The organism is Microbacterium sp. NPDC055455, from assembly GCF_053619935.1.
This window is the reverse complement of record NZ_JBSHLB010000004.1, coordinates 290,215-310,891: the sequence shown is the minus strand read 5'-3', so window position 1 is coordinate 310,891 and position 20,677 is coordinate 290,215. Positions and strand designations below refer to the sequence as shown.

The following is a 20,677-nucleotide window of genomic DNA, read 5'->3' as shown; positions in this document are numbered from 1 at the left end:
AAAAGACCCCCACCAACCAGAAAACTGGTCGACAGAGAAATAAATTTGGCATTTGACAAGTGCACGCTGTTGAGTTCTCAAAGATCGGACGCACCAGCCATCAGAGAGTCACAGACCCGCTGCCCCGGCTGGGCAACTTCACTATCTTACCTCGCCGTAGCGACTCCGTCAAACCGACCGGCGTCCTTCCAGCGAGTCCCCCACAAGTCCGACGAGCGGAAGACCCGCGAACGGATCTTGGTTTGTGGGAGGTGGTTCGCTGCTTGAGGGGAGCCAGGCCTTCCGGCCTTCCGCTCTACCCTTTGGGGCGAACAACAATTACTTTACGTGCGATCCCCGATCACGTCGAATCCACCCCGCATCCCGGGCGTGTCGTGCCGGTTCTTCCGCAGAATCACGCGGTTCTCGCGGCTCGTCACCGGACGGCCGAGCGTCTCGGTGCGGAGGCGAGGCGCCGGCGCACCTGGACGGCGACGCAGAGCATGACGGTGGCGGCGCCCCACAACGCGCACGCGGGCGGAAGCACGCGGTAGGCCAGGTGGGCCGCCGTGAACTCGGCGTCGAGGCCGCCATGAACGGAAAGCCCCCACACCCACGCGACAGCGAGGACCACCGGCAACGACATCCACCATCCCCATCGCACCCATCGCGGCAGCACCTGCGAAGGCGCGCCGCCCGGTTCCCGCCGGGCAAGCCACAGGATCATCCAGACGCCGAGGATGGCGAGCCCGATCGCACTGGAGCCGTGCTGCAGCCACTTGTAGCCCGGAAGCGGACCCCAGTCCTCCGCCAGAGCAGGGACCGAGGTGGTGCCCCACCGGCCCTCGTGCGTGAAGAGGTCCCACACGATGTGGCTGACGACGCCGATCGCGAGCGAGACCGCGAGGAGCAGCATCCGCGTGGACCTCGCACCGGCCTCACCCGGAGCGATCGCCAAGGTCTCGCGCAGGGCGGCGCCTGCTCCCGCGTCCCACGACTCCGGCAGACGGGCCGCGAGCCACCGTGGCGCGAGCTCCCGTGCGGCAGGGCGCAGCACGCAGCGCCACACCAGCAGGAGCAGCAGGCCCATCAGGATCGTCGCCGGGAGCCAGCCGAGCGAGTGCGTGACACCGTAGTCCAGCGGCAGCGCCCGCACGAACAGCGGCAGGTCCGGCGTCATCGCGCCGATCGCGATCGCGGCGGGCACGAGCGGTGTGCGCACGAAAGGCAGCGCGACGACGGCATGACTCGGCGTGAACGGCATCCGTCACCCCTCCGTCGTCGCGGCGAACCCGCGCACGATCGTCGTCTCAGCCGACGAACACGCCCGCCAGCGTCTTCTTGCCGCGTCGCAGCACCGACACCCCGCCGGGCAGACCGCCCGACACGACGGCCGCGTCGTCCTCGACCTTCGCGCCGTCGAGGGACACCCCGCCCTGTGCGATCGCGCGGCGGCCCTCCGAGAGGCTCGAGACCAGCCCGGTGTCGACGAGCGCCTGCACCACGTTCGTCCCCGTCGCGACGGAGGCGTTCGGGAGCTCCTCGAGGGCGTGCCGCAGCGTCGTCGCGTCGAGCGCCGCGAGGTCGCCCTGCCCGAAGAGCGCTTCCGAGGCCGCGACGACGGCGGCCGTGGCATCCGTCCCGTGCACGAAGGTCGTCACCTCGAGGGCGAGGCGCTTCTGTGCGGCGCGACGGAACGGCTCGTCGGCGACGAGACGCTCGTACTCCTCGATCTGCGCCCGCGTGAGGAACGTGAAGATCTTCAGGCGCTGGATCACGTCGGCGTCGTCGGTGTTGAGCCAGAACTGGTACATCCGGTACGGGCTGCACATCGCGGCGTCGAGCCAGATCGCATTGCCCTCGCTCTTGCCGAACTTCGTGCCGTCGCTGTTGGTGATGAGCGGGGTGCCGATCGCGTGGACGTGAACGCCCTCCACCCGGTGGATGAGGTCCGTGCCGCTGGTGAGGTTGCCCCACTGGTCGCTGCCGCCGGTCTGCAGGACGCAGCCGTACTGGCGGTACAGCTCGAGGTAGTCCATGCCCTGGAGGATCTGGTAGCTGAACTCTGTGTAGCTGATGCCCGCATCGGAGCTGAGGCGCGCCGCGACGGCGTCCTTCTTCAGCATCGTGCCCACGCGGTAGTGCTTGCCGATCTCGCGCAGGAAGTCGATCGCGCTCATCGGCGCGGTCCAATCGAGGTTGTTGACGATGCGCGCGGCGTTGTCGCCCTCGAAGCTCAGGAAGCGCTCGACCTGCTCCCGCAGGTAGCCGACCCACTCGCCGACGGTCTCCTTGGTGTTGAGCGTGCGCTCGGCGGAAGGGCGCGGGTCGCCGATGAGCCCGGTGGACCCGCCCACGAGGCCGAGCGGCCGGTGGCCGGCGAGCTGGAGGCGGCGCATCGTGAGCAGCTGCACGAGGTTGCCGAGGTGCAGGCTCGGCGCGGTCGGGTCGAAGCCGCAGTAATACGTGATCGGATCCCCGCCGAGAAGGGCGCGCAGCGCCTCCTGATCGGTGGACACATGCACGAGCCCACGCCACACGATCTCGTCCCAGACGTTCTCGAACGCCGGGTCGTTGGCGGGCGCGGTCGCGCTCACGACGGTTTCAGACACGCGTTTCAGGCTATCAGCGACGGATGCCTCGCCCCGTGCGTCGCCGAGGGCCGATGCCTCGGCCCGGCTCGAGAAGCTGGAGTGGTACCGGGGTCGAGTCGACCTGCGGCGATCGCCTCATCGTCGTCGCTATAGTTGCGAAGCTTAAGTACTGCCTACTTTAGCCTACAGACTATGTTTGATTCAGCCTGGGGGCTAAACTAACGGGGACTTGATCTCCAGGACCGAAGGAAAACCCGATGTACGTCCTCACCGCCGATCAGCGCGCGAGCCGCGCGAACGCCGACGCTGTTCCGTCCGCTCTCGCCGTCGTCGCGCGCCACGGCGCCGGTGGGCTTGCGCTGCCTCCCGAGCGCACCGCCGGTGACGAGCTCCAGGTCGCGGTCGCCGACGCGTCGGCGGCGCTGTCGATCGTGCTCGAACTGACGAGGACAGGCGAATGGAGCGTCGGGCTGGGGGTGGGTACCGTCGAATCGCCGCTTCCGCAGAGCGTCCGCGCCGCACGCGGGCAGGCCTTCATCAACGCGAGGGACGCTGTCGATCGCGCCAAGAAGTCATCCACCCGGATGGCCGTCACCGCACCCGTGGGCGGAGCGGATGCCGAGGCGCTCGTCGCCCTTCTCATCGAGCTGCGCGACCGGCGCACACCGGAGGGCTGGGAGGTCTACGACCTGCTCGCCGACGGGCTCACCCAGCGCGACGCCGCCGCACGCCTGGGCGTCTCGGAGGGCGCGATCAGCCTGCGCGCCAAGGCAGCGGCCCTGCGTGTCGAGGAGGCCGCCGTGCCCGCACTGGAGCGCGCGCTCGCACGCCTGGATGAGGAGACGCGCACCGTCTCGCCGCCCGAACGCAGCTGAGCACGACGACGCCGACCGGCTTCACGGCACACGGGATGCCGCACCCGGGCGCCGTCCGGGCCCCATGCCAGACTGACGCCATGGTCCTCCCCGACGTCGTGCTGACCGCCGCGCTCTCGATCTTCCTGTTCGTCGTGCTGTGCGCAGCACTCGTGCTGGTGGTCGTCAGTCTTCGCAAGCCGACGGACGTCCCGCTCATCGTCGCAGGCGTCCTCGTCGTGCTGTGCCTGCTCGCGGTGACGGTGTCGCCCGTCAACGTGCCGCTGCTCCTCGGCTTGGGCATCGCACTGCTCGGAACCACCCTGGCGGTCCTGGGCGGCAACCCCATCACGCGGCGCATCCTCGACGTCGCCAGCCACGGCCGCGTGGAAGAAGGCGACAACGGCGGCATCCTCCTGCGTGCCCCGTCCCTGCCGGGAGCGGTCGCCGGCGAGGGCGCCGTCCGCGAGGTGATGCGAGGGGGAACCACCATCGGGTACCTCGAACGCGTCGCAGTGGTGCTCGGCATCATCGCGGGGTTCCCCGAGGCGATCGCCGTCGTGGTGGCCCTCAAGGGCATCGGCCGGTTCACCGAGCTCGCCAGCGCCGAGGCCCGCGAACGGTTCATCATCGGCACCCTCGCGAGCCTGGTGTGGGCGTGCGTCGTCGGCGCACTCGTGCGGCTCGCGATCTGGTGATCGCGGCGGGTGTCTCGAGCGCTACAGTCCTAGCGCGTGCGCTGCCGCCTGCACCCGCTGGATCAGCTCGGCGCGCTGCTCCTCGACGCGCACCGGAGCGGTCCCGCCGACGCCCGTGCGGCTCGCCACCGAGCCCTCGATGCTGAGCACGTCGCGCACGTCGGGGGCGAGGTGAGGAGAGACCGCGGCCAGCTGCTCGTCCGACACCTCGTGCAGCTCGAGCCCGTTCTCTTCGCAGACCCGCACGAGGTGGCCCGAGATCTCGTGCGCGTCACGGAACGGGACCCCGCGCTTGACGAGCCACTCGGCGACGTCGGTCGCCAGCGAGAAGCCCTGCGGGGCGAGCGACGCCATGCGGTCGGTGTGGAAGCGCATCGTCGCGACCATGCCGGCGAACGCCGGAAGCACGGTCTCGAGGGTGCGCACCGAGTCGAACACCGGCTCCTTGTCTTCCTGCAGGTCGCGGTTGTACGCCAGCGGCAGCGCCTTCAGCGTCGCCAACAGGCCGGTGAGGTTGCCGATCAGACGACCGGCCTTGCCGCGCGCGAGCTCGGCGATGTCGGGGTTCTTCTTCTGCGGCATGATGCTCGACCCGGTCGAGTACCCGTCGTCGAGGGTCACGAAGCCGAACTCGCGGGTGTTCCAGAGGATGATCTCCTCGGCGAAGCGCGACACGTCGATGCCGACCATCGCCGCGATGAACGCGAACTCCGCCACGACGTCGCGCGCCGCCGTCCCGTCGAGCGAGTTCTCGGCCGGCCGGGCGAGGCCGAGCTCGCGGGCGACCAGCTGCGGATCCAGACCCAGCGTCGATCCGGCCAGCGCCCCGCCGCCGTAGGGCGAGACCGAGGCGCGGACCGACCAGTCTCGCAATCGCTCGAGATCGCGCACGAGCGGCCAGGCGTGGGCCTGCAGGTGGTGCGCGAGCAGCACGGGCTGCGCGTGCTGCAGGTGCGTGCGCCCGGGCATGATCGCCTCGGCGTTGGCTTCGGCCTGCGCGACGAGGGCGTCCACGAGCCGCAGGATCTCCCGCGCGATCGTGCGCGAGTGGTCGAGCAGGTACATGCGCACGAGGGTCGCGATCTGGTCGTTGCGGCTGCGTCCGGCGCGCAGCTTGCCGCCGAGCTCGGCGCCCACGACGCCGATCAGCGCCTGTTCGAGTGCACCGTGGACGTCCTCATCGGATGCCGACGGCCGAAGCGTCCCCTCCGTGATGCCCTGCGCCAGCGTGTCGAGGCCGTGGTGCATGGCCTCCTCCTCGTCGGCGGTGAGGTAGCCCGCTGCGGCGAGCGCCTTCGCGTGCGCGTGGGAGCCGGCGATGTCATAGAGCGCGAGATCCCAGTCGAAGTGCGTGGACCGGCTGAGCTCGGCCAGTTCGGGGGACGGCCCTGTCGCGAAGCGGGCTCCCCACAGTGCGCCTTCGTTGGTGCCGTCGGCCTTCGATTCACTCACCGTCCCAGCCTACCGACGGCGGCCGGGCGCTCGAGCCCGCCGCGGCCCGGGGTCAGCGGGAGCGGCGGCCCGGCACGACGAAGCGCGAGCCGCGGTCGAGCAGCGTCTCGAGCGGGCCGCGCCCGACCAGCAGCGCCCACGCCGTGCAGAAGAGCACCGTGCCGAGCGTCAGCGGCCAGAACGGCTCCAGCGCGCGGAACCCGGCGAGATCGCTCACGCGGTCCAGCGTCAGCGCGGCGACGACCGCCCACACCACCAGCTGCAGCGTGTAGGCGGTGAGCGGCATCGCCCCGACCGCGCGCAGCGGCAGGACGACCCACACCAGCACCGTCCGGCACGCGAGGAGGCAGACTCCGAGCGTGAACAGTGCGAAGCCGCCCGACCCGATCACCTCGAGCAGGCCGGTGGAGTGCGGCCGCGCCGTCCACAGCGCGCCGAGGTACGACGTCGCCTCCTCCGCCGACGACGACCCGGTCGTGGCATCCAGCCCGTAGCCGAGCGCCGCGAGCACCATGCCCACGGCCACCAGCAGACCCTGGACCCGCAGTCGCGTGACACCGGCGCGCGCCACGCCGAGTCCCGCGACGACGAAGACGATCCACGTCGTGAACGGATAGTGCCAGCCCAGGGCGACGGACGCCTCCGCGCCGAGGGCGGTGTCCCACACCGGCAGCGCGTCGAGGATCACCTGCACGAGCGGCATCGTCACCGCGAGCACCGCGGCCAGCGCGAGCAGCGGGCGCGCCCCGAGGCCGGTGAGCGGGAGCGCGAGGAGGAAGAGCACCGCGTAGGCGGGCAGGATGACGAAGACCGGGACGGTCGTCGCGATCAGCAGCGCGCCGATCACCCAGAGCAGGCACGCGCGCACGGCGATGCGGTATCTCGCCGTGGTCATGGCGGCGGCGGGAAGCGGCATCCGTCCCCCGGTCATCAGGCCGATCGACACGCCCGCGAGCGTCGCGAACAGGATGGAGGATCGGCCTTCCGCCACGGCCACCCACGTGCCGGAGTCCGAGAGGTCGAACTCCTCCGTGATCGACAGGAGATGGGCGGCGAGCATCCCGAGCACGGCGAGTCCCCGGGCGAGGTCCACCCCGGTGATGCGGGGTGCGCGATTGAGGCGCGCCCACCGCGAGGCGACCCAGCTGGGGGCGCTCACCGATCGGGGTCCCATCGCGCCGACGGGCTCAGCCCTGCCGCAGGAGCCAGACCAGCAGGGCCTTCTGCGCGTGCAGCCGATTCTCGGCTTCGTCCCACACGACGCTCTGGGGGCCGTCGATCACCTCGGCGTCGACCTCGTAGCCGCGGTCGGCGGGCAGGCAGTGGATGAAGATCGCATCGTCCTGCGCCAGCGACATCAGGTCCTGCGTCACCTTGTACGCGCCGAGGTCGCGCAGGCGCGCGAGCTTCTCCTCCTCCTTGCCCATCGACACCCACGTGTCGGTGACCACGACGTCGGCGCCCGCGGCCGCCTCGTTCGGATCGGTGTAGAGGGTGACCGAGCCGCCGGTCTCGGCGGCACGGCGGTCGGCATCGGCGATGACGTCGTCGCGCGGCGCGTACGCCTCGGGTGAGGCGACCCTGACGTGCATGCCCGCCGTGACGCCGGCGAGCACGTACGAGTGCGCCATGTTCGACATGCCGTCGCCGAAGAACGCGAGCGTGAGCCCCTCGAGGTCGCCCTTGTGCTCCTTGATCGTCAGCAGGTCGGCGAGCAGCTGGCAGGGGTGGAAATCGTCGCTGAGGGCGTTGACCACCGGCACACGCGTGCCGCGCGCCATCTCCTCGAGCCCCGCCTGCGCGTAGGTGCGCCAGACGATCGCGGCGACCTGGCGCTCCAGCACCCGCGCCGTGTCGGAGGGGGTCTCCTTGCCGCCGAGCTGGCTGTTGGCCGTCGAGATGATCAGCGGCGAGCCACCGAGGTCGGCGATGCCGACGGCGAACGACACGCGGGTGCGCGTGGAGGACTTGTCGAAGATGACCGCGACCGTCTGCGGACCCTCGAGCGGCTTGAGCTTCCAGCGGTCCTTCTTCAGCGCGACCGCGAGCTCGAGGATCTCGTTCTGCTCGGTCTGCGTCAGATCGTCGTCGCGCAGCAGGTGGCGGGTCATGCGGGCACCTCCGTGCTCGTGGCGGCATGGGTCGAGCCTTCGAGCACCAGGGCGTCCTCGACCGTGCGCAGCGACGCCGTGAAGAGCTCGACGAACTCGTCGATCTCCACGTCGCCGATCGTGAGGGCGGGCACGAGGCGGATCGTCTCGTCGTTGGGGGCGTTGATGACGAGACCGTGCTCCTGCGCGGCCGCGACGAGCGCCTTGGCGACGGGATGCCGCAGGCCCACCCCGATGAGGAGGCCGAGGCCGCGGCATCCGTCGATCAGCTCCGAGTCGATGCCCTCGATCGCCTCGCGCAGCTGCGCGCCGCGCTCGGCGGCGTTGCGCACGAGCTCCGCCCGCTCGATCTCGCCGAGGACCGCGCCGGCGACGGCCGTCCCGAGGGCGTTGCCGCCGAACGTCGAGCCGTGCGTTCCGGGGTAGAAGAGCTCGCTCGCCTCACCGAACGTGATGAGCGCGCCGATCGGGAAGCCGCCGCCGATGCCCTTGGCGACCGTGATCGCGTCGGGGATGACGTCCTCGTGCTGGAAGGCGAACCACTCCCCCGTCCGTCCCGCGCCGGTCTGGATCTCGTCCACGATCAGCAGGGCCCCGTGGCGCGCGGTGATCTCGCGCGCGGCGGCGAGGTAGCCCTCGGGCAGCGGCAGCACGCCCGCCTCGCCCTTGACGGGCTCGACGAAGAGCGCGGCGACCCGGTCGTCGATCGCCGCCTCGAGCGCCTCCGCGGTCGAGTCGATGAACTCGACGCCGGGCGTCATCGGGAGGAACGGCTCCTGCATGTACGGCTTGCCGGTGAGGGCGAGGGTGCCCATGGTGCGGCCGTGGAAGGCGTCGTTCAGCGCGAGGATGCGGGGCCGCTCGGTGCCGCCGTGCAGGCGGGCGAGCTTGAAGGCCGCCTCGTTCGCCTCCGCGCCGGAGTTGCCGAAGTAGACGCGGCCGGCGTCGCCGGTGCCGGCGATGCGCTTGAGCGTCGCGGCGAGCGCGAGCTGCGGCGGCGTCGCGAAGTAGTTCGACACGTGCGCGAGCGTGGCCGCCTGCGTCGCGACGGCATCCACGAACACCGGGTGGGCGTGGCCCAGCGAGTCCACCGCGATCCCCGCCAGGAAATCCAGGTAGCGCTTGCCGTCGGCGTCCCACAGATAGGAGCCCTCACCGCGCACGAACATCTGCATGCGGGCCCCGAAGCTCTTCACGAGGTCGCGCCCCGCGTCATCCTGCCACGTCATCCGAGCACCACCTCTGTTCCGATTCCCTTGCTGGTGAAGATCTCCACGAGCACCGAGTGCGGCACCCGCCCGTCGATGATCGCGGCGGTCTCGACGCCGCCCTCGACGGCCTCCAGGCACGCCGTCATCTTCGGGATCATGCCCGACTCGAGCTTCGGCAGCATCGCACGCAGCTCCGTCGAGTTCAGGTGCGACACGAGCGAGTCGCGGTTCGGCCAGTCGGCGTAGAGCCCGGCGACGTCGGTGAGCACCACGAGCTTCGCCGCCCCCAGCGCGACGGCGAGAGCGGATGCCGCGGCATCCGCGTTGACGTTCAGCGAGTGTCCCGGGTGGTCGAGGTCGGGGGCGATGCTCGACACGACGGGGATGCGGCCGGCGTCGATCTGGTCGAGCACCGGCTGCGGGTCGACCTGCACGACGTCGCCGACGCGGCCGAGGTCGTGCTCGACGCCCTCGATCACCACGCCACGGCGGCGACCGCCGAACAGGCCGGCGTCCTCACCGCTGAGGCCGGTCGCGACCGGCCCGTGGGCGTTGATCTTCGACACGAGCTGCGGGTTGATCTGCCCGGTCAGCACCATGCGCACCACCGAGATCGCCTCGGTCGAGGTGACGCGGTAGCCGCCCTTGAACTCGCTCGGAATGGCGAGGCGGTCGAGCATCGACGAGATCTGCGGGCCGCCGCCGTGGACGACGACGGGCTTGACGCCGACGTACCGGAGATAGGCGATGTCGGCGGCGAAGGCATCCTGCAGCTCCTCGCTCACCATCGCGTTGCCGCCGTACTTGACCACGACGATCTGGTCGCGGAAGCGCTTGAGCCATGGCAGGGACTCGATGAGGGTCACCGCCCGGGCGCTGGCCTCGGACGGATCGGTGTCTTGCAGATCGGTCATGAGGAGTATGCGCTGTTCTCGTGGACGTAGTCGTGGGTGAGGTCGTTGGTGAGGATCGTCGCCGATGCCGCGCCGACCTTGAGGTCGATGACGAGGTCGGTGGCACGCGGGGTGAGATCGACGGCCTCGCGCGGCGCGTCGGGCCCGCCCTGCGAGCACACGCGCACGCCGTTCATCCAGACGTCGACGTCGTACGGGTCGAAGGCGGCCGTCGTCGTGCCGATGGCGGCGAGCACGCGGCCCCAGTTCGGGTCGTTGCCGAAGATCGCGGCCTTGAAGAGGTTGTTGCGGGCGACCGAGCGCCCGACCTCGACGGCGTCCGCTTCGGACGCGGCGTTGATCACGTCGATCGTGATGTCGTGGCTGGCGCCCTCCGCGTCGCCCTGCAGCTGCCGCGCCAGGTCCTGGCACACGCCGGCGAGGGCGGCCGCGAACGCCTCCCCGTCGGGTGTGACGCCCGAGGCGCCGCTGACCATGAGCGTCACCTGGTCGTTGGTCGACATGCAGCCGTCGGAATCGAGCCGGTCGAAGGTGCGGCTCGTCGCCGCGCGCAGCGCCTCGTCGGCCTGCGCCGCGTCGAGCACCGCGTCGGTCGTGATCACCACGAGCATCGTGGCAAGGCCCGGCGCCAGCATCCCGGCGCCCTTGGCCATGCCTCCGATCGTCCAGCCGTCGCCCGTCGCGACGGCCCGCTTGGGCGTGGAGTCGGTGGTCATGATGGCCAGGGATGCCGCTTCCCCGCCGTCGGCGGACAGCTCGGCGATGCCCTGCGCGGTGCCGGCGAGGACCTTCGCGCGGAACGCCTCGTCACCGGTGCCGATGAGCCCCGTCGAGCACACGAGGATGTCGCCGGCGCTCACGCCGAGCAGTGCCGCGGCCTTCTCGGCCGTCTGGTGGGTGGTCTGGAAGCCGAACGGGCCGGTGAAGCAGTTCGCACCGCCGGAGTTGAGGACGATCGCCTCGACGACCCCGTCGCGGATGACCTCCTCCGACCACAGGATCGGGTTCGCCTTGGCGCGGTTGCTCGTGAAGACCGCCGCCCCCACCTTGAGCGGGCCGCGGTTGACCACGACGGCCACGTCCGGCCGGCCGGTCGACTTGAGGCCGACGGCGACGCCTGCCGCCTCGAATCCCTGGGGGGCGGTGACGCTCACGGGGCGACTCCGTTCACGGTCAGCGCGGTGCCCTCGGAGAGGCCCAGTGCGATGTTCATGGACTGCACGGCGGCTCCGGCCGTGCCCTTGACGAGGTTGTCGACCGCCGTGACGACGACGACGCGGTTCGCGGCCCGGTCGATGGCGAGGCCGATGAGCGCCGTGTTCGCGCCCAGCACGTCGGCCGTGCGCGGGAACTCCCCCGCCGGCAGCAGCTGCACGAAGGTCTCGTCGCCGTACGCCGCCTCCCAGGCGGCGCGGATCTCGTCGTCGGTCGCCCCCGCGGCGATCGGGGCGGTCGACGTCGCGAGGATGCCCCTCGCCATCGGCACCAGCACCGGCGTGAACGAGATGCGGATGCCCTGGTCCGCGGCATCCGCCGCCGTCGCCGTGTGCGCCGAGGTGCGCGCGGCGGCGAGCGCCTGGCGGATCTCGGGGATGTGGCGGTGGGTGCCGCCCACGGCGTACGGGTTGGCGGTGCCGAGGATCTCGCCCGCGAGGAGATTGGTCTTGAGGCTCTTGCCCGCGCCCGACGGCCCGACCGCGAGCACCGTCACGATGTCGGACGGATCGATCACACCGGCGGCCACGCCCGGGGCGAGCGACAGTGACACGGTCGAGGCGTTGCACCCGGGAGCGGCGATGCGGGTCGCCCCCACCAGACGCTCGCGCTGCTTGGTGCCGGCGACGGGCAGCTCCGGCACGCCGTACACCCACGGCTCGTGGAAGTCGCCGCCGTAGAAGGCGTCCCAGTCCGCGACCGCCTCCAGACGGTGGTCGGCACCGGCGTCGATGACCAGCGCGGTGTCGCCGAGGGCGTCGGTGTACTGACCCGACTGGCCGTGAGGCAGTGCGAGGAAGACGATGTCGTGCCCGGCGAGGGTCTCGGGCGTCGTGTCCTGAAGGGTCAGGTGCGCGAGGGAGCGGAGGTGCGGCTGATGCTGGATGAGCGGCTGTCCCGCGTTGGAGTGCGCGGTCACGGTGCGGATCTCGACGTCGGGATGCGCGGCGAGGATCCGCAGGATCTCGCCGCCCGCATAGCCGGATGCGCCGGAGACGGCGACCGAATATGTCATGGATTCCACCTTAGAGTCTGGGTGCGGGGCGGGGAGACGGCGACGCCCGCTCGCGACGGTCCATGACGGGACGGCGTGCGGGGTCGCCTAGAGTCGGCGCTCGCCCAGACGGCGTCGGCGCGCAGGGACGACGCTCGAAAGCGGCGTCGAGAGTCCCTGGGCGGCCGAAGGCATGGGGCGACGATAGCCGCTGCCGCGAGCTCGTGCCAAATCGGCGATCCGCGGCATCCGCCGATCAGGTCTGCAGATCGTGCAGCAGCGCGATCTCGTCGTCGCGCGAGAGGCCGGCCCGCCGCTCGCGCTCGAGACCGCGTTCCCGCTCGTCCGCGAGGGCGCGCTCCAGCGTCTCGCGCAGCGGGCGCAGGCGTCCGCCCAGCAGCCGGTAGGCGCTGTTGGAGCGGGTCCAGAAGCCCGCCATCCCCGCCGGAAGCCACAGCGGCAGCGACCGCGGCCCCATCCAGTACGCCACGCCGTGCTCCTCGAGCCATGGATCGCCCGCGGGGACGAGGGTCCCGGTGTGCCCGGCGACCTCGCGCGCCTCCGACAGCAGCCGGTCGAGGTCGACGGGGTCGCCGACGGCGTTGGCGACGCCCGTCCATCGCTCCCGCCCGATCGCCTGCACGAAGCCGGCGAGGTCGTCGACGTCGATCACCTGCGCGCCCCGGCCCTCGGTGTCGGGAACCAGGACCTCGCCGTCGCCGGCGAGCGCCAGCCGGCCCACCCAGTACCCGAAGCGATCGGTCGGATCGCCGGGCCCCACGATCAGCCCGGGCCGGACCACCGCCGCGCGGAAGCCGAGCGCGGAGCGGACGGATGCCTCGGCCTCGGCCTTCGCGCGCCCGTAGTCCGGCTCCTCCCCCGCACCGGCGGGTGTCAGCAGCTCAGCGCTCTCGTCCTGGCCGGGGTCGTCGCTCGAGGCGTAGACGGACACGGTCGAGATGTACGTCCAGTGCCCGGCGTGCGCGCCGAGCGCCTCCAGCGCCGCCGAGACGTGCACGGGGTTCGACGAGACGTCGACGATCTCGTCCCACTCCCGGCGCGCGAGCTCGGCGTACGCGCCGGCCTCACCCCGGTCACCGACGGCGAGCGTCGTGCCGTAGGGAGCAGGTCGTCCGCCGCGGGCCAGGCACGTCACCGACGCCCCGGCATCGGCCCATCGCTCGGCGATGCGCCCGCTCAGCCAACCCGTCCCACCCAGCACCAGCACGTCGGTCATGGGTACACCCAACCAGACGCGCTCACGAGGTGGCCAGGGCCCGTCGCTCACCGGCGGGGAGTACCGCATACTCCACGGCGAACACGTCGCGCGCGCGACGCCAGGAGAGAAGCTCCAGCTCACGGGATGCCGGCAGGTCGGCGAACAGGGGGATCCCGCCACCCACCAGCACCGGCACGATGTGCAGGAGCAGCGCGTCCACGAGGCCTGCGCGGAGGAACTGCTGCGCCGTGTGCGGGCTTCCCATGATCACCACCTCGGCGTCGCCGGCGACGGCGGTCGCCTGCTCGAGGATGCTCGACGGCTCTCCCGAGACGTAGGTGAAGAGCGTGCCGTTCCTGGCTTCGGGTGCTCGAGCTTCGTGAGTCACCACGAAGACCGGGCTCGAGAAGACGTCATCGTCGCCCCATGGTTCCTGGCCGGCGTCCCAGGTGCGTCGGCCGAAGATGATGGCGCCCGCCCGGCGGAATCGTTCGACCAGCTCCCGCGCGATGTCATCCCCGCCCTGGGGTCCGGCGTCGTCGAGCCAGCGATGCAACCGTGAGAGGTCGTCGCGTGGTGCGGCCGCGTACCCGTCGACGGAGACCGTGACGTAGAGGACAGTCGAACCCATCAGCCGCTCCTTCCGGACGTCGCCGGATTCCCCGGCGTTCTGAGCGTAGGACGCGAGTGGCCCACTGGTATGGTCCAGTCGCATGGCACAGGATTGGACCACTTCGGACCTCGCGCTGGTCCTGGCTCTCCCGGCCGGCCCCCGGCCCGGCGAGCGGCTGCAGGCGGCACTGCGCGACGCGATCCGGCAAGACGTGCTCGGCGACGGTGATGCGCTGCCCGCCACGCGTGAGCTGGCGGCAGAGCTGGGCGTCGCCCGGGGCACCGTCGTGCACGTCTACGAACAGCTCGGCGCCGAGGGCTATCTCGTCGCGCGTGCGGGCGGTCGCACCCGTGTCTCCTCGCGTGCCGTACCACCGCGCGGCAGGGCGCAGCCGCGGCCCGCGGCGGCTCCGCGCGGTGCGGATCTGCGGCCAGGGGTCCCCGATCTCCGCCGGTTCCCGGCCGGCGACTGGGCGTGGGCGTACGCGCGCGCGGTGCGCAGCGCGGGGTCGCACGACCTCGACTACGGCGACGGCCGCGGCCACCCGACGGCGCGCGAGGCGGTGGCCGGCCACCTGCGACGCGTCCGCGCGGCGGCGACCGACGCCGACCACGTCGTCCTCTGCCAGGGGTTCGCGCAGGGTCTCGCCCTCCTGCTGCCGGTGCTCGCCGCGCGCGGGGTCCGGGTGCTGGCGGTGGAGGATCCGGGCGATCGGGCCGTCGACGACGCGGTCCGCGCCGCCGGGATCGAGCTCGCGCCGCTCCCGTTGGACGCGCACGGCCTCCGCACCGAACTGCTCCACGAGTCGGGCGCTCACGCGGTGCTCGTCACACCGGCGCACCAGTCCCCCACCGGCGTCGTGCTGTCGGCGTCGCGGCGCCTGGAGCTCGTGGAGTGGGCCACGCGCAGCGCCGCCTGGATCATCGAGGACGACTACGACTCGGAATTCCGCTACGACCGACAGCCTCTCGGCGCTCTCCAAGGCCTCGCGCCCGACCGCGTCGTCCTCGTCGGGTCGGCGAGCAAGGCCCATGCGCCCGGCGTGAGGATCGCGTGGATGGCGGTGCCCGGCGAGCTGGTCGACGATCTCGCCGCGCGAAGGATCGCGGCAGACCGCGGCGGCCCGGTGATCGACCAGCTCGCGTTCGCGGCACTGCTGGAGTCGGGCCGCCATGACAAGCACGTGCGAACCATGCGTGGCGTGTACGCTGCGCGCCGCGCCATCGTCCTCCAGACGCTCGCCGGGGTCTCTCCCGGGCTGACGATGACGGGTCTGGTGGCCGGATTCCACGGTGTGCTGCGGCTTCCGCCTGGCGTCCCGGAAGACGAGGTCGTCGCCGCTGCCGCGGACGCCTCCCTCCGCGTCACCGGCCTCGCGGCATTCACCCGTCACCGACGCGACCTCCCGCCGGCCCTCGTCCTGGGATTCGGCGACATCGACGACGAGGCCGTCGTCGAGGCGATTCAGCGCCTCGCGTCCGTGATCGCCGCGGCGGGCGGAGGTGTCCTCAGCCGGGAACGGTGAGAGCCATCAGCGACGGCCGCAGTGGCTATTCCCGCAGGGTCGCGCCGAACCGCTCGGTCGCCAGCGCGACGCCGGCGAGCTTCGCCTCCGTCGCCTCGGCGGCCGTCAGCGTTCGATCGGGGGCACGGAAGCGCAGCGAGAACGTGAGGCTCTTCTCACCCTCGGGCACGCCCTGGCCCCGGTAGTCGTCGATGAGGCGCAGCGACTCCAGCAGCTCCCCCGCGCCCTCGGTGAGCGCCGAGCGTACGTCGGCGGCCGGCACGTCGGCGCCGACGAGGAGCGAGACGTCCTGCGTCGCCGCGGGGAAGCCCGACAGCGACGCCGCGACGACCTTCTCCCCCGCCAGCGACAGCACGAGGTCGAGGTCGAGCTCGGCGACGATCACACGACCGGAGAGATCGGATGCCTCCGCCACCGCCGGCAGCAGCTCGCCGACGTAGCCCACCTCGGTGCCGGCGACCGAAAGGACGCCGGTGCGCCCGGGGTGCAGCGCTGCGCGCTCCGCCTGCGCGACGTCGATGGCGACGCCCGCCGCGGCGGCGATCGTGCGGACGGCGTCCAGCGCGTCCGCGAGCTCGGCCGCGACCGCGGCGATCCCGGGCTGCTTGGGCACGACGCTGCCCGTCAGCAGCACGGCGACATGGCGGTGCTGCGGCGGGATCGACGCGTCGAGCTCGGCCAGGGTCGCGGCATCCGGTCGCACCGCGAGCGGGGGGACGTGCGTCGTGCCGTACTGCACCCCCGGCTGCGGGAGGAAGACGGCGCCCGTCTCGAAGAGCGCGAGGTCGGTGAGACCGCGCGAGACGTTGCGGTGCGCGACCTGCAGCAGGCCCGGGATCAGCGAACGCCGCAGGAACGGCGCCTGGCCGTCGAGCGGGTTGGCGAGCTTGACGCTCGGGAGGTGCGCCCCCGACGGCGAGCCGTGGAGGTCGTTCTGCTCCTCGGTGGTGAAGCCGAACGACGGCGTCTCGGTGAAGCCGGCGGCGGCCAGCGCGTTGGCGACGCGGCGACGGCCCTGCTGGGCGCTCGTGAGACCGCGGCCCGAGGGCGGCAGCGGCAGCACCGAGGGGATGCGGTCGTACCCCTCGATGCGGGCGACCTCCTCCGCGAGCGTCCACTTGTCGCTGAGATCGGGGCGCCACGACGGCGGGATGACCTGCCACCCAGCGGCGTCGTCCTCGTTGGGCACGACCTCGCAGCCGATGAGCCGCAGCGCGGCCTCGATCTGGCCGTCGGTGTAGTCGACGCCGATGAGGTGCTGGACGAACAGCGGCGGAAGCTCGATGGCGGGCACGGACACCTCGGCGAACAGGGCTCCGCCGTGCTCCTCGTCGCTCGTGCCGCCGGCGTACTCCACCATCAGCTCGGCCACGCGGCGGGCGGCGACGAACGGCACGAGCGGGTCGACGCCGCGCTCGAAGCGGCGCGAGGCCTCGCTGGGCAGCTTGTGGCGGCGCGCCGTGCGCGCGATCGACACGGTGTCGAAGATCGCGGCCTCGATGAGCACGTTGCGCGTCGTGTCGCTCATCTCCGTCGCCCCGCCGCCCATGACGCCGGCGAGGCCGATCGGCCCGGACTCGTCGGTGATGAGGAGGTCCTCGGGATCGAGCGTGCGCACCTTGCCGTCGAGCGTCTCGAGCTTCTCCCCCGGCTGCGCCCGGCGCACGGTGATGCCGCCCTGCAGCTTGTCGAGGTCGTAGCCGTGGATCGGCTGCCCGAGCTCGAGCATGACGTAGTTGGTGATGTCGATGAGGATGCCGAGCGAGCGGATCCCCGCCAGCGACAGGCGTGCGATCATCCACGCGGGCGTCGGCTTGGTGGGATCGACGTCGCGGACCACGCGGGCGACGAACTCGGAGGCCCCGGCGCGTCCACGGATCGGTGCGGTGTCGTCGACGGCGATCGGGAAGCCGGACCCGGGGGCCAGCTCGTCCCACGGGCGCTCGGCCGGGTCGCGGAACGCCGCGCCGGTCGAGTGCGAGTACTCGCGCGCCACGCCGCGAATCGACAGCGCGTAGCCGCGGTCGGGCGTCACGTTGATGTCGACGGCGACGTCGTCCAGTCCGAGCAGCGAGATCGCGTCGGTGCCGACCGGCGCGTCGATCCCGAGCTCGACCAGACGGAGGATGCCGCTGTGCTCCTCACCGAGGCCGAGCTCACGCGCGGAGGCGATCATGCCGTCCGAGACATGGCCGTACGTCTTGCGCGCGGCGATCGGGAACGGGCCTGGCAGCACGGCTCCGGGGAGCGTCACCACGACCTTGTCGCCGGCGAAGAAGTTGCGGGCACCGCACACGACGCCGTGGACGGCGTCGCCGCCGTCGGCCGCGGTCTCGCCGTCGGGCGCGACCCGGACCTGGCACCAGCGGATGGTCTTGCCGTTGGACTGCGGCTCCTCGACGAAGTCGAGCACCTCGCCGACGACGATCGGCCCCTGCAGCTCGAAGCGGTGGATGTCCTCCTCTTCGAACCCGACGCGCACGAGCGCCGCGAGGACGTCCTCGGGCGAGGCATCCGCCGGGACGTCGACGAACTCACGCAGCCACGAAAGCGGGACGCGCATCAGACCACCATTCCGAACTGCTCGCTGAAGCGGACATCGCCCTCGGCCATGTCGCGCATGTCCTGGACGTCGCTGCGGAACATGAGCGTCCGCTCGATCCCCATGCCGAACGCGAAGCCCGAGTACTCCTCGGGGTCGATCCCCGCCGCGCGCAGCACGTTCGGGTTGATCATCCCGCAGCCGCCCCACTCGATCCATCGGGCGCCGCCCTTGAAGGTCGGGTGCCACAGGTCGAGCTCGGCCGACGGCTCTGTGAACGGGAAGTAGTTGGCACGGAAGCGCGTCTTCGCCTCGGGCCCGAACAGCACGCGGGCGGCGTGGTCGAGGGTGCCCTTGAGGTGCGCCATGGTGATGCCCTTGTCGACGACGATGCCCTCGAACTGGGTGAAGACGGGCAGGTGCGTCGCGTCGAACTCGTCGGTGCGGTACACGCGGCCGGGGCACAGCGCGTACAGCGGCAGATCGCGCTCGAGCATGGAGCGCACCTGGACGGGGCTGGTGTGCGTGCGCATCACGAGGTGACGCTCGACGGGGTCGACGAAGAACGTGTCCTGCATCTGGCGCGCGGGGTGGTCGACGTCGAAGTTGAGCGCGTCGAAGTTGAACCACTCGTGCTCGAGCTCGGGCCCCTCCGCGATCTCCCAGCCCATGCCCACGAAGATGTCGGCGATCTCCTCCTGCAGCAGCGAGATCGGATGCCGCGCCCCGACGCGCGCCCGCGACGGCAGCGCCGTGATGTCGACGCGCTCGGCCTCGAGTCGCGCGGCGGTCTCGGCGGCGGCGAGCTCCTGCTCGCGCGCGGCGAGCGCCTGGTTCACCCGGCCGCGGGCCTGACCGACGAGCTTGCCGAACTCGGCCTTCTTGTCGTTCGGCACGTCCCGCAGCCGCGCGTTGAGCTTCGCCAGCGGCGAGCCCTCTGCGGAGTGCGCGGATCGTGCGGCCTTCAGCGCGGCGGTGTCGGCCGCGGCGGAGATGGCGGCGAGAGCCTCATCGACGGCGGCGTTCACCGCCTCAGGCGAAATCTCGGGAACGTCAGACACGAGAGACGAGTCTACCGACGGTGGATCGTCCCCCTGCGCGCGTCAGCGCTGCCGGTTCGCAACCGCAGTCCGTGCCGGCGCCTGTCCGCTCGCCCTCAGACGGCAGTGCCGTCGTTCCGGCCCAGCCCCTTGCCTGCGGCCGTCCGCTCCGCCTCATCGGCGCGCGCCTCAGCCTCGAGCACGGCCGCCGGGTTCAGCGGATCGACCGCCTTGCCACGGCGGGTCCCACCGCTCGCGGTGCGGCGGGCGAGCCATCGGGCGAACCACGACAGCGCGAGGTTGATCACGAGGTAGATCGCCAGGGTCACGACGAACAGCGAGAAGAGGTACCGGTTGCCGTAGAAGCTGCCCAGGTTGTTGATGTTGTTCCGGATGATCTCGTTGTAGCCGACGATGTAGCCGAGCGAGGTGTCCTTCAGCAGGACGACCAGCTGGGCGACGATGATCGGCAGCATCTGCCGGAACGCCTGCGGGAACTCCACCAGCATCTTGGACTGGAACTCGCGCATGCCCACGCTCAGTGCGGCCTCGCGCTGCCCCTTGGGCAGGGCGGCGAGGCCCGCGCGGAGGATCTCGCCGATGAGCGTGCCGTTGTAGAGGATCAGCGCGATCACGACGGCCCAGAAGGCGCCGGTCGACGCCACCAGCAGGATGAACAGCATCATCAGCAGGACGGGCATCCCGCGGAAGAACTCGATCACCCACGCCGTCGGGATGCGCACCCACGGGATCAGCGAGCTGCGCAGCAGCGACAGCACGATGCCGAGCGCGATCGCTCCGACCGCCGCGACGGCGGCCGCCTGGAGGGTCGCCACCACGCCGCGGCCGATCGATGCCCACACCTCGGGGTCGAGGAAGATGTCCCAGCGGCTGGGGTCGAACATGCCCGGCAGCGTGATGCCGCCTGAGGTCCGCGGCGCGGCCAGCGTCATGATGACCCACGTCGCGCCGGCGATGATCAGCACCGCCGCGACGATGGACAGGATCAGCGACAGCCTGCGCGCCCGCGGTCCGGGCGCATCGAAGAGGACGCTCGAGCCGCTCATCGCCGCACCACCCACCGCTTCTCGAGCTGCCCGGCGGCGAAGCCGAGCGGGACCGTCACCACGAGGTACAGCACCGCCGCCGTCAGGAGGATCTGGATCACGATGTTCCCGTTGTCGTTGGCCAGCTGTCGCGTCGTCGCGAACAGCTCCACCACGAAGAACCCGCCGGCGACCGACGTGTTCTTGGTGAGGGCGATGAAGACGTTGATGAGGGGCGGGATCGTCATGCGGAACGCCTGCGGCAGCACGACCAGGGACACCGTCTGACCGAACCCGAGGCCGATGCTGCGGGCGGCCTCGGCCTGCCCCACCGGGACGCCGTTGATCCCGGACCGCAGCGCCTCGGCGACGAACGGCGAGGTGTAGTACGTGAGGGCGATGAAGGCGAGGATCAGGTACGGCATGCGCGCGCCCAGCATGGGCAGCACGAACGCCGTGAAGATGAAGACGAGCGTCAGCGGTGTGTTGCGCGCGATCTCGGTCCAGAACGCCGCGAAGACGCGCAGCGCGGCAACCGGCGAGATCCGCATCGCGGCGATGAGCGTGCCGAGCACGAGCGCGAACACGCCCGACACCGCGAGCAGGATCAGCGTCACGCGGAAGCCTTCGAGGAAGGTCGGCATCAGCGACCAGAGCTGCTCCATGCGCC

At 71.4% G+C, this 20,677-nt stretch carries 18 protein-coding genes; 3 read left to right on the top strand and 15 right to left on the bottom strand.

Going from position 1 to position 20,677, the window contains the following annotated elements; all coding sequences use genetic code 11:
- Positions 1 to 415 precede the first annotated feature (415 nt).
- Together ACWGUG_RS13520 and tyrS are read right to left on the bottom strand one after the other, a co-directional pair.
- Positions 416 to 1,243: a DUF4184 family protein gene (locus ACWGUG_RS13520; protein ID WP_452324970.1), complete on the bottom strand. Its 828-nt coding sequence runs from the start codon at positions 1,241 to 1,243 to the stop codon at positions 416 to 418.
- Between the two features lie 46 nt (positions 1,244 to 1,289).
- Complete coding sequence (gene tyrS, locus ACWGUG_RS13515) at positions 1,290 to 2,591, bottom strand: tyrosine--tRNA ligase (protein ID WP_452324969.1); 1,302 nt, start codon at positions 2,589 to 2,591, stop codon at positions 1,290 to 1,292.
- A gap of 239 nt (positions 2,592 to 2,830) precedes the next feature.
- Between tyrS and ACWGUG_RS13510 the strand changes: the two genes are divergently transcribed.
- Positions 2,831 to 3,448, top strand: coding sequence for a DNA-binding protein (locus tag ACWGUG_RS13510; RefSeq protein ID WP_336398993.1), 618 nt, complete (start codon positions 2,831 to 2,833; stop codon positions 3,446 to 3,448).
- Between the two features lie 80 nt (positions 3,449 to 3,528).
- Positions 3,529 to 4,125: a hypothetical protein gene (locus ACWGUG_RS13505; RefSeq protein ID WP_452324968.1), complete on the top strand. Its 597-nt coding sequence runs from the start codon at positions 3,529 to 3,531 to the stop codon at positions 4,123 to 4,125.
- A gap of 21 nt (positions 4,126 to 4,146) precedes the next feature.
- On the opposite strand, the gene argH is transcribed toward ACWGUG_RS13505, so the two are convergent.
- The 9 genes from argH to ACWGUG_RS13460 all read right to left on the bottom strand — a co-directional run bounded on the left by argH (position 4,147) and on the right by ACWGUG_RS13460 (position 13,872).
- Positions 4,147 to 5,577 carry an argininosuccinate lyase gene (gene argH / locus ACWGUG_RS13500; RefSeq protein WP_452324967.1) on the bottom strand — a complete coding sequence of 477 codons (1,431 nt, stop codon included), beginning with the start codon at positions 5,575 to 5,577 and terminating at the stop codon, positions 4,147 to 4,149.
- Between the two features lie 52 nt (positions 5,578 to 5,629).
- Positions 5,630 to 6,736: a heparan-alpha-glucosaminide N-acetyltransferase domain-containing protein gene (locus ACWGUG_RS13495; protein ID WP_452324966.1), complete on the bottom strand. Its 1,107-nt coding sequence runs from the start codon at positions 6,734 to 6,736 to the stop codon at positions 5,630 to 5,632.
- 28 nt (positions 6,737 to 6,764) lie between these two features.
- The gene (argF, locus tag ACWGUG_RS13490; protein WP_336398997.1) at positions 6,765 to 7,688 is read right to left on the bottom strand and encodes an ornithine carbamoyltransferase; all 924 of its coding nucleotides are present in this window, start codon (positions 7,686 to 7,688) and stop codon (positions 6,765 to 6,767) included.
- Positions 7,685 to 8,917 (bottom strand): acetylornithine transaminase, encoded by a 1,233-nt coding sequence (locus tag ACWGUG_RS13485; protein ID WP_452324965.1) that lies wholly within the window; start codon positions 8,915 to 8,917, stop codon positions 7,685 to 7,687. Before ACWGUG_RS13485 ends, argF begins: the two co-directional genes overlap by 4 nt.
- Positions 8,914 to 9,813: an acetylglutamate kinase gene (gene argB, locus ACWGUG_RS13480; protein ID WP_336398999.1), complete on the bottom strand. Its 900-nt coding sequence runs from the start codon at positions 9,811 to 9,813 to the stop codon at positions 8,914 to 8,916. Before argB ends, ACWGUG_RS13485 begins: the two co-directional genes overlap by 4 nt.
- Positions 9,810 to 10,967, bottom strand: a complete 1,158-nt coding sequence (gene argJ, locus ACWGUG_RS13475; protein WP_452324964.1) for a bifunctional glutamate N-acetyltransferase/amino-acid acetyltransferase ArgJ — start codon at positions 10,965 to 10,967, stop codon at positions 9,810 to 9,812. The genes argB and argJ overlap by 4 nt, the downstream gene beginning before the upstream one ends.
- Positions 10,964 to 12,043 carry an N-acetyl-gamma-glutamyl-phosphate reductase gene (gene argC, locus ACWGUG_RS13470; protein ID WP_336399001.1) on the bottom strand — a complete coding sequence of 360 codons (1,080 nt, stop codon included), beginning with the start codon at positions 12,041 to 12,043 and terminating at the stop codon, positions 10,964 to 10,966. Before argC ends, argJ begins: the two co-directional genes overlap by 4 nt.
- 235 nt (positions 12,044 to 12,278) lie before the next feature.
- A complete protein-coding gene (locus tag ACWGUG_RS13465; RefSeq protein ID WP_452324963.1) occupies positions 12,279 to 13,259 on the bottom strand; it encodes an NAD-dependent epimerase/dehydratase family protein in 981 nt (326 codons plus the stop codon).
- Positions 13,260 to 13,281: 22 nt separating this feature from the next.
- Positions 13,282 to 13,872: a dihydrofolate reductase family protein gene (locus ACWGUG_RS13460; RefSeq protein WP_452324962.1), complete on the bottom strand. Its 591-nt coding sequence runs from the start codon at positions 13,870 to 13,872 to the stop codon at positions 13,282 to 13,284.
- An 82-nt stretch (positions 13,873 to 13,954) separates the two neighbouring features.
- Between ACWGUG_RS13460 and pdxR the strand changes: the two genes are divergently transcribed.
- Positions 13,955 to 15,379: a MocR-like pyridoxine biosynthesis transcription factor PdxR gene (gene pdxR / locus ACWGUG_RS13455; RefSeq protein ID WP_452324961.1), complete on the top strand. Its 1,425-nt coding sequence runs from the start codon at positions 13,955 to 13,957 to the stop codon at positions 15,377 to 15,379.
- 25 nt (positions 15,380 to 15,404) lie between these two features.
- Here pdxR and pheT read toward each other — a convergent pair whose 3' ends face one another.
- From pheT to ACWGUG_RS13435, 4 genes are all read right to left on the bottom strand, one after another.
- Entirely contained in the window at positions 15,405 to 17,942 is a 2,538-nt protein-coding gene (gene pheT / locus ACWGUG_RS13450) for a phenylalanine--tRNA ligase subunit beta (RefSeq protein ID WP_336399005.1), read from the bottom strand.
- Entirely contained in the window at positions 17,942 to 18,982 is a 1,041-nt protein-coding gene (gene pheS, locus ACWGUG_RS13445) for a phenylalanine--tRNA ligase subunit alpha (protein ID WP_336399006.1), read from the bottom strand. The genes pheT and pheS overlap by 1 nt, the downstream gene beginning before the upstream one ends.
- A 95-nt stretch (positions 18,983 to 19,077) precedes the next feature.
- A complete protein-coding gene (locus ACWGUG_RS13440) occupies positions 19,078 to 20,028 on the bottom strand; it encodes an amino acid ABC transporter permease (RefSeq protein WP_378884874.1) in 951 nt (316 codons plus the stop codon).
- Positions 20,025 to 20,672 carry an amino acid ABC transporter permease gene (locus ACWGUG_RS13435; RefSeq protein ID WP_336399008.1) on the bottom strand — a complete coding sequence of 216 codons (648 nt, stop codon included), beginning with the start codon at positions 20,670 to 20,672 and terminating at the stop codon, positions 20,025 to 20,027. Before ACWGUG_RS13435 ends, ACWGUG_RS13440 begins: the two co-directional genes overlap by 4 nt.
- Positions 20,673 to 20,677 lie beyond the last annotated feature (5 nt).

Bases quoted from the DNA above. Each gene is read 5' to 3' on its own strand.
- pdxR (WP_452324961.1), top strand. From the start codon at position 13,955: ATGGCACAGGATTGGACCACTTCGGACCTCGCGCTGGTCCTGGCTCTC.
- ACWGUG_RS13485 (WP_452324965.1), bottom strand. From the start codon at position 8,917: ATGACGTGGCAGGATGACGCGGGGCGCGACCTCGTGAAGAGCTTCGGG.
- ACWGUG_RS13465 (WP_452324963.1), bottom strand. From the start codon at position 13,259: ATGACCGACGTGCTGGTGCTGGGTGGGACGGGTTGGCTGAGCGGGCGC.
- argF (WP_336398997.1), bottom strand. From the start codon at position 7,688: ATGACCCGCCACCTGCTGCGCGACGACGATCTGACGCAGACCGAGCAG.
- ACWGUG_RS13520 (WP_452324970.1), bottom strand. From the start codon at position 1,243: ATGCCGTTCACGCCGAGTCATGCCGTCGTCGCGCTGCCTTTCGTGCGC.
- ACWGUG_RS13435 (WP_336399008.1), bottom strand. From the start codon at position 20,672: ATGGAGCAGCTCTGGTCGCTGATGCCGACCTTCCTCGAAGGCTTCCGC.
- ACWGUG_RS13510 (WP_336398993.1), top strand. From the start codon at position 2,831: ATGTACGTCCTCACCGCCGATCAGCGCGCGAGCCGCGCGAACGCCGAC.
- argC (WP_336399001.1), bottom strand. From the start codon at position 12,043: ATGACATATTCGGTCGCCGTCTCCGGCGCATCCGGCTATGCGGGCGGC.
- pheT (WP_336399005.1), bottom strand. From the start codon at position 17,942: ATGCGCGTCCCGCTTTCGTGGCTGCGTGAGTTCGTCGACGTCCCGGCG.
- ACWGUG_RS13505 (WP_452324968.1), top strand. From the start codon at position 3,529: ATGGTCCTCCCCGACGTCGTGCTGACCGCCGCGCTCTCGATCTTCCTG.
- argB (WP_336398999.1), bottom strand. From the start codon at position 9,813: ATGACCGATCTGCAAGACACCGATCCGTCCGAGGCCAGCGCCCGGGCG.
- ACWGUG_RS13460 (WP_452324962.1), bottom strand. From the start codon at position 13,872: ATGGGTTCGACTGTCCTCTACGTCACGGTCTCCGTCGACGGGTACGCG.
- ACWGUG_RS13440 (WP_378884874.1), bottom strand. From the start codon at position 20,028: ATGAGCGGCTCGAGCGTCCTCTTCGATGCGCCCGGACCGCGGGCGCGC.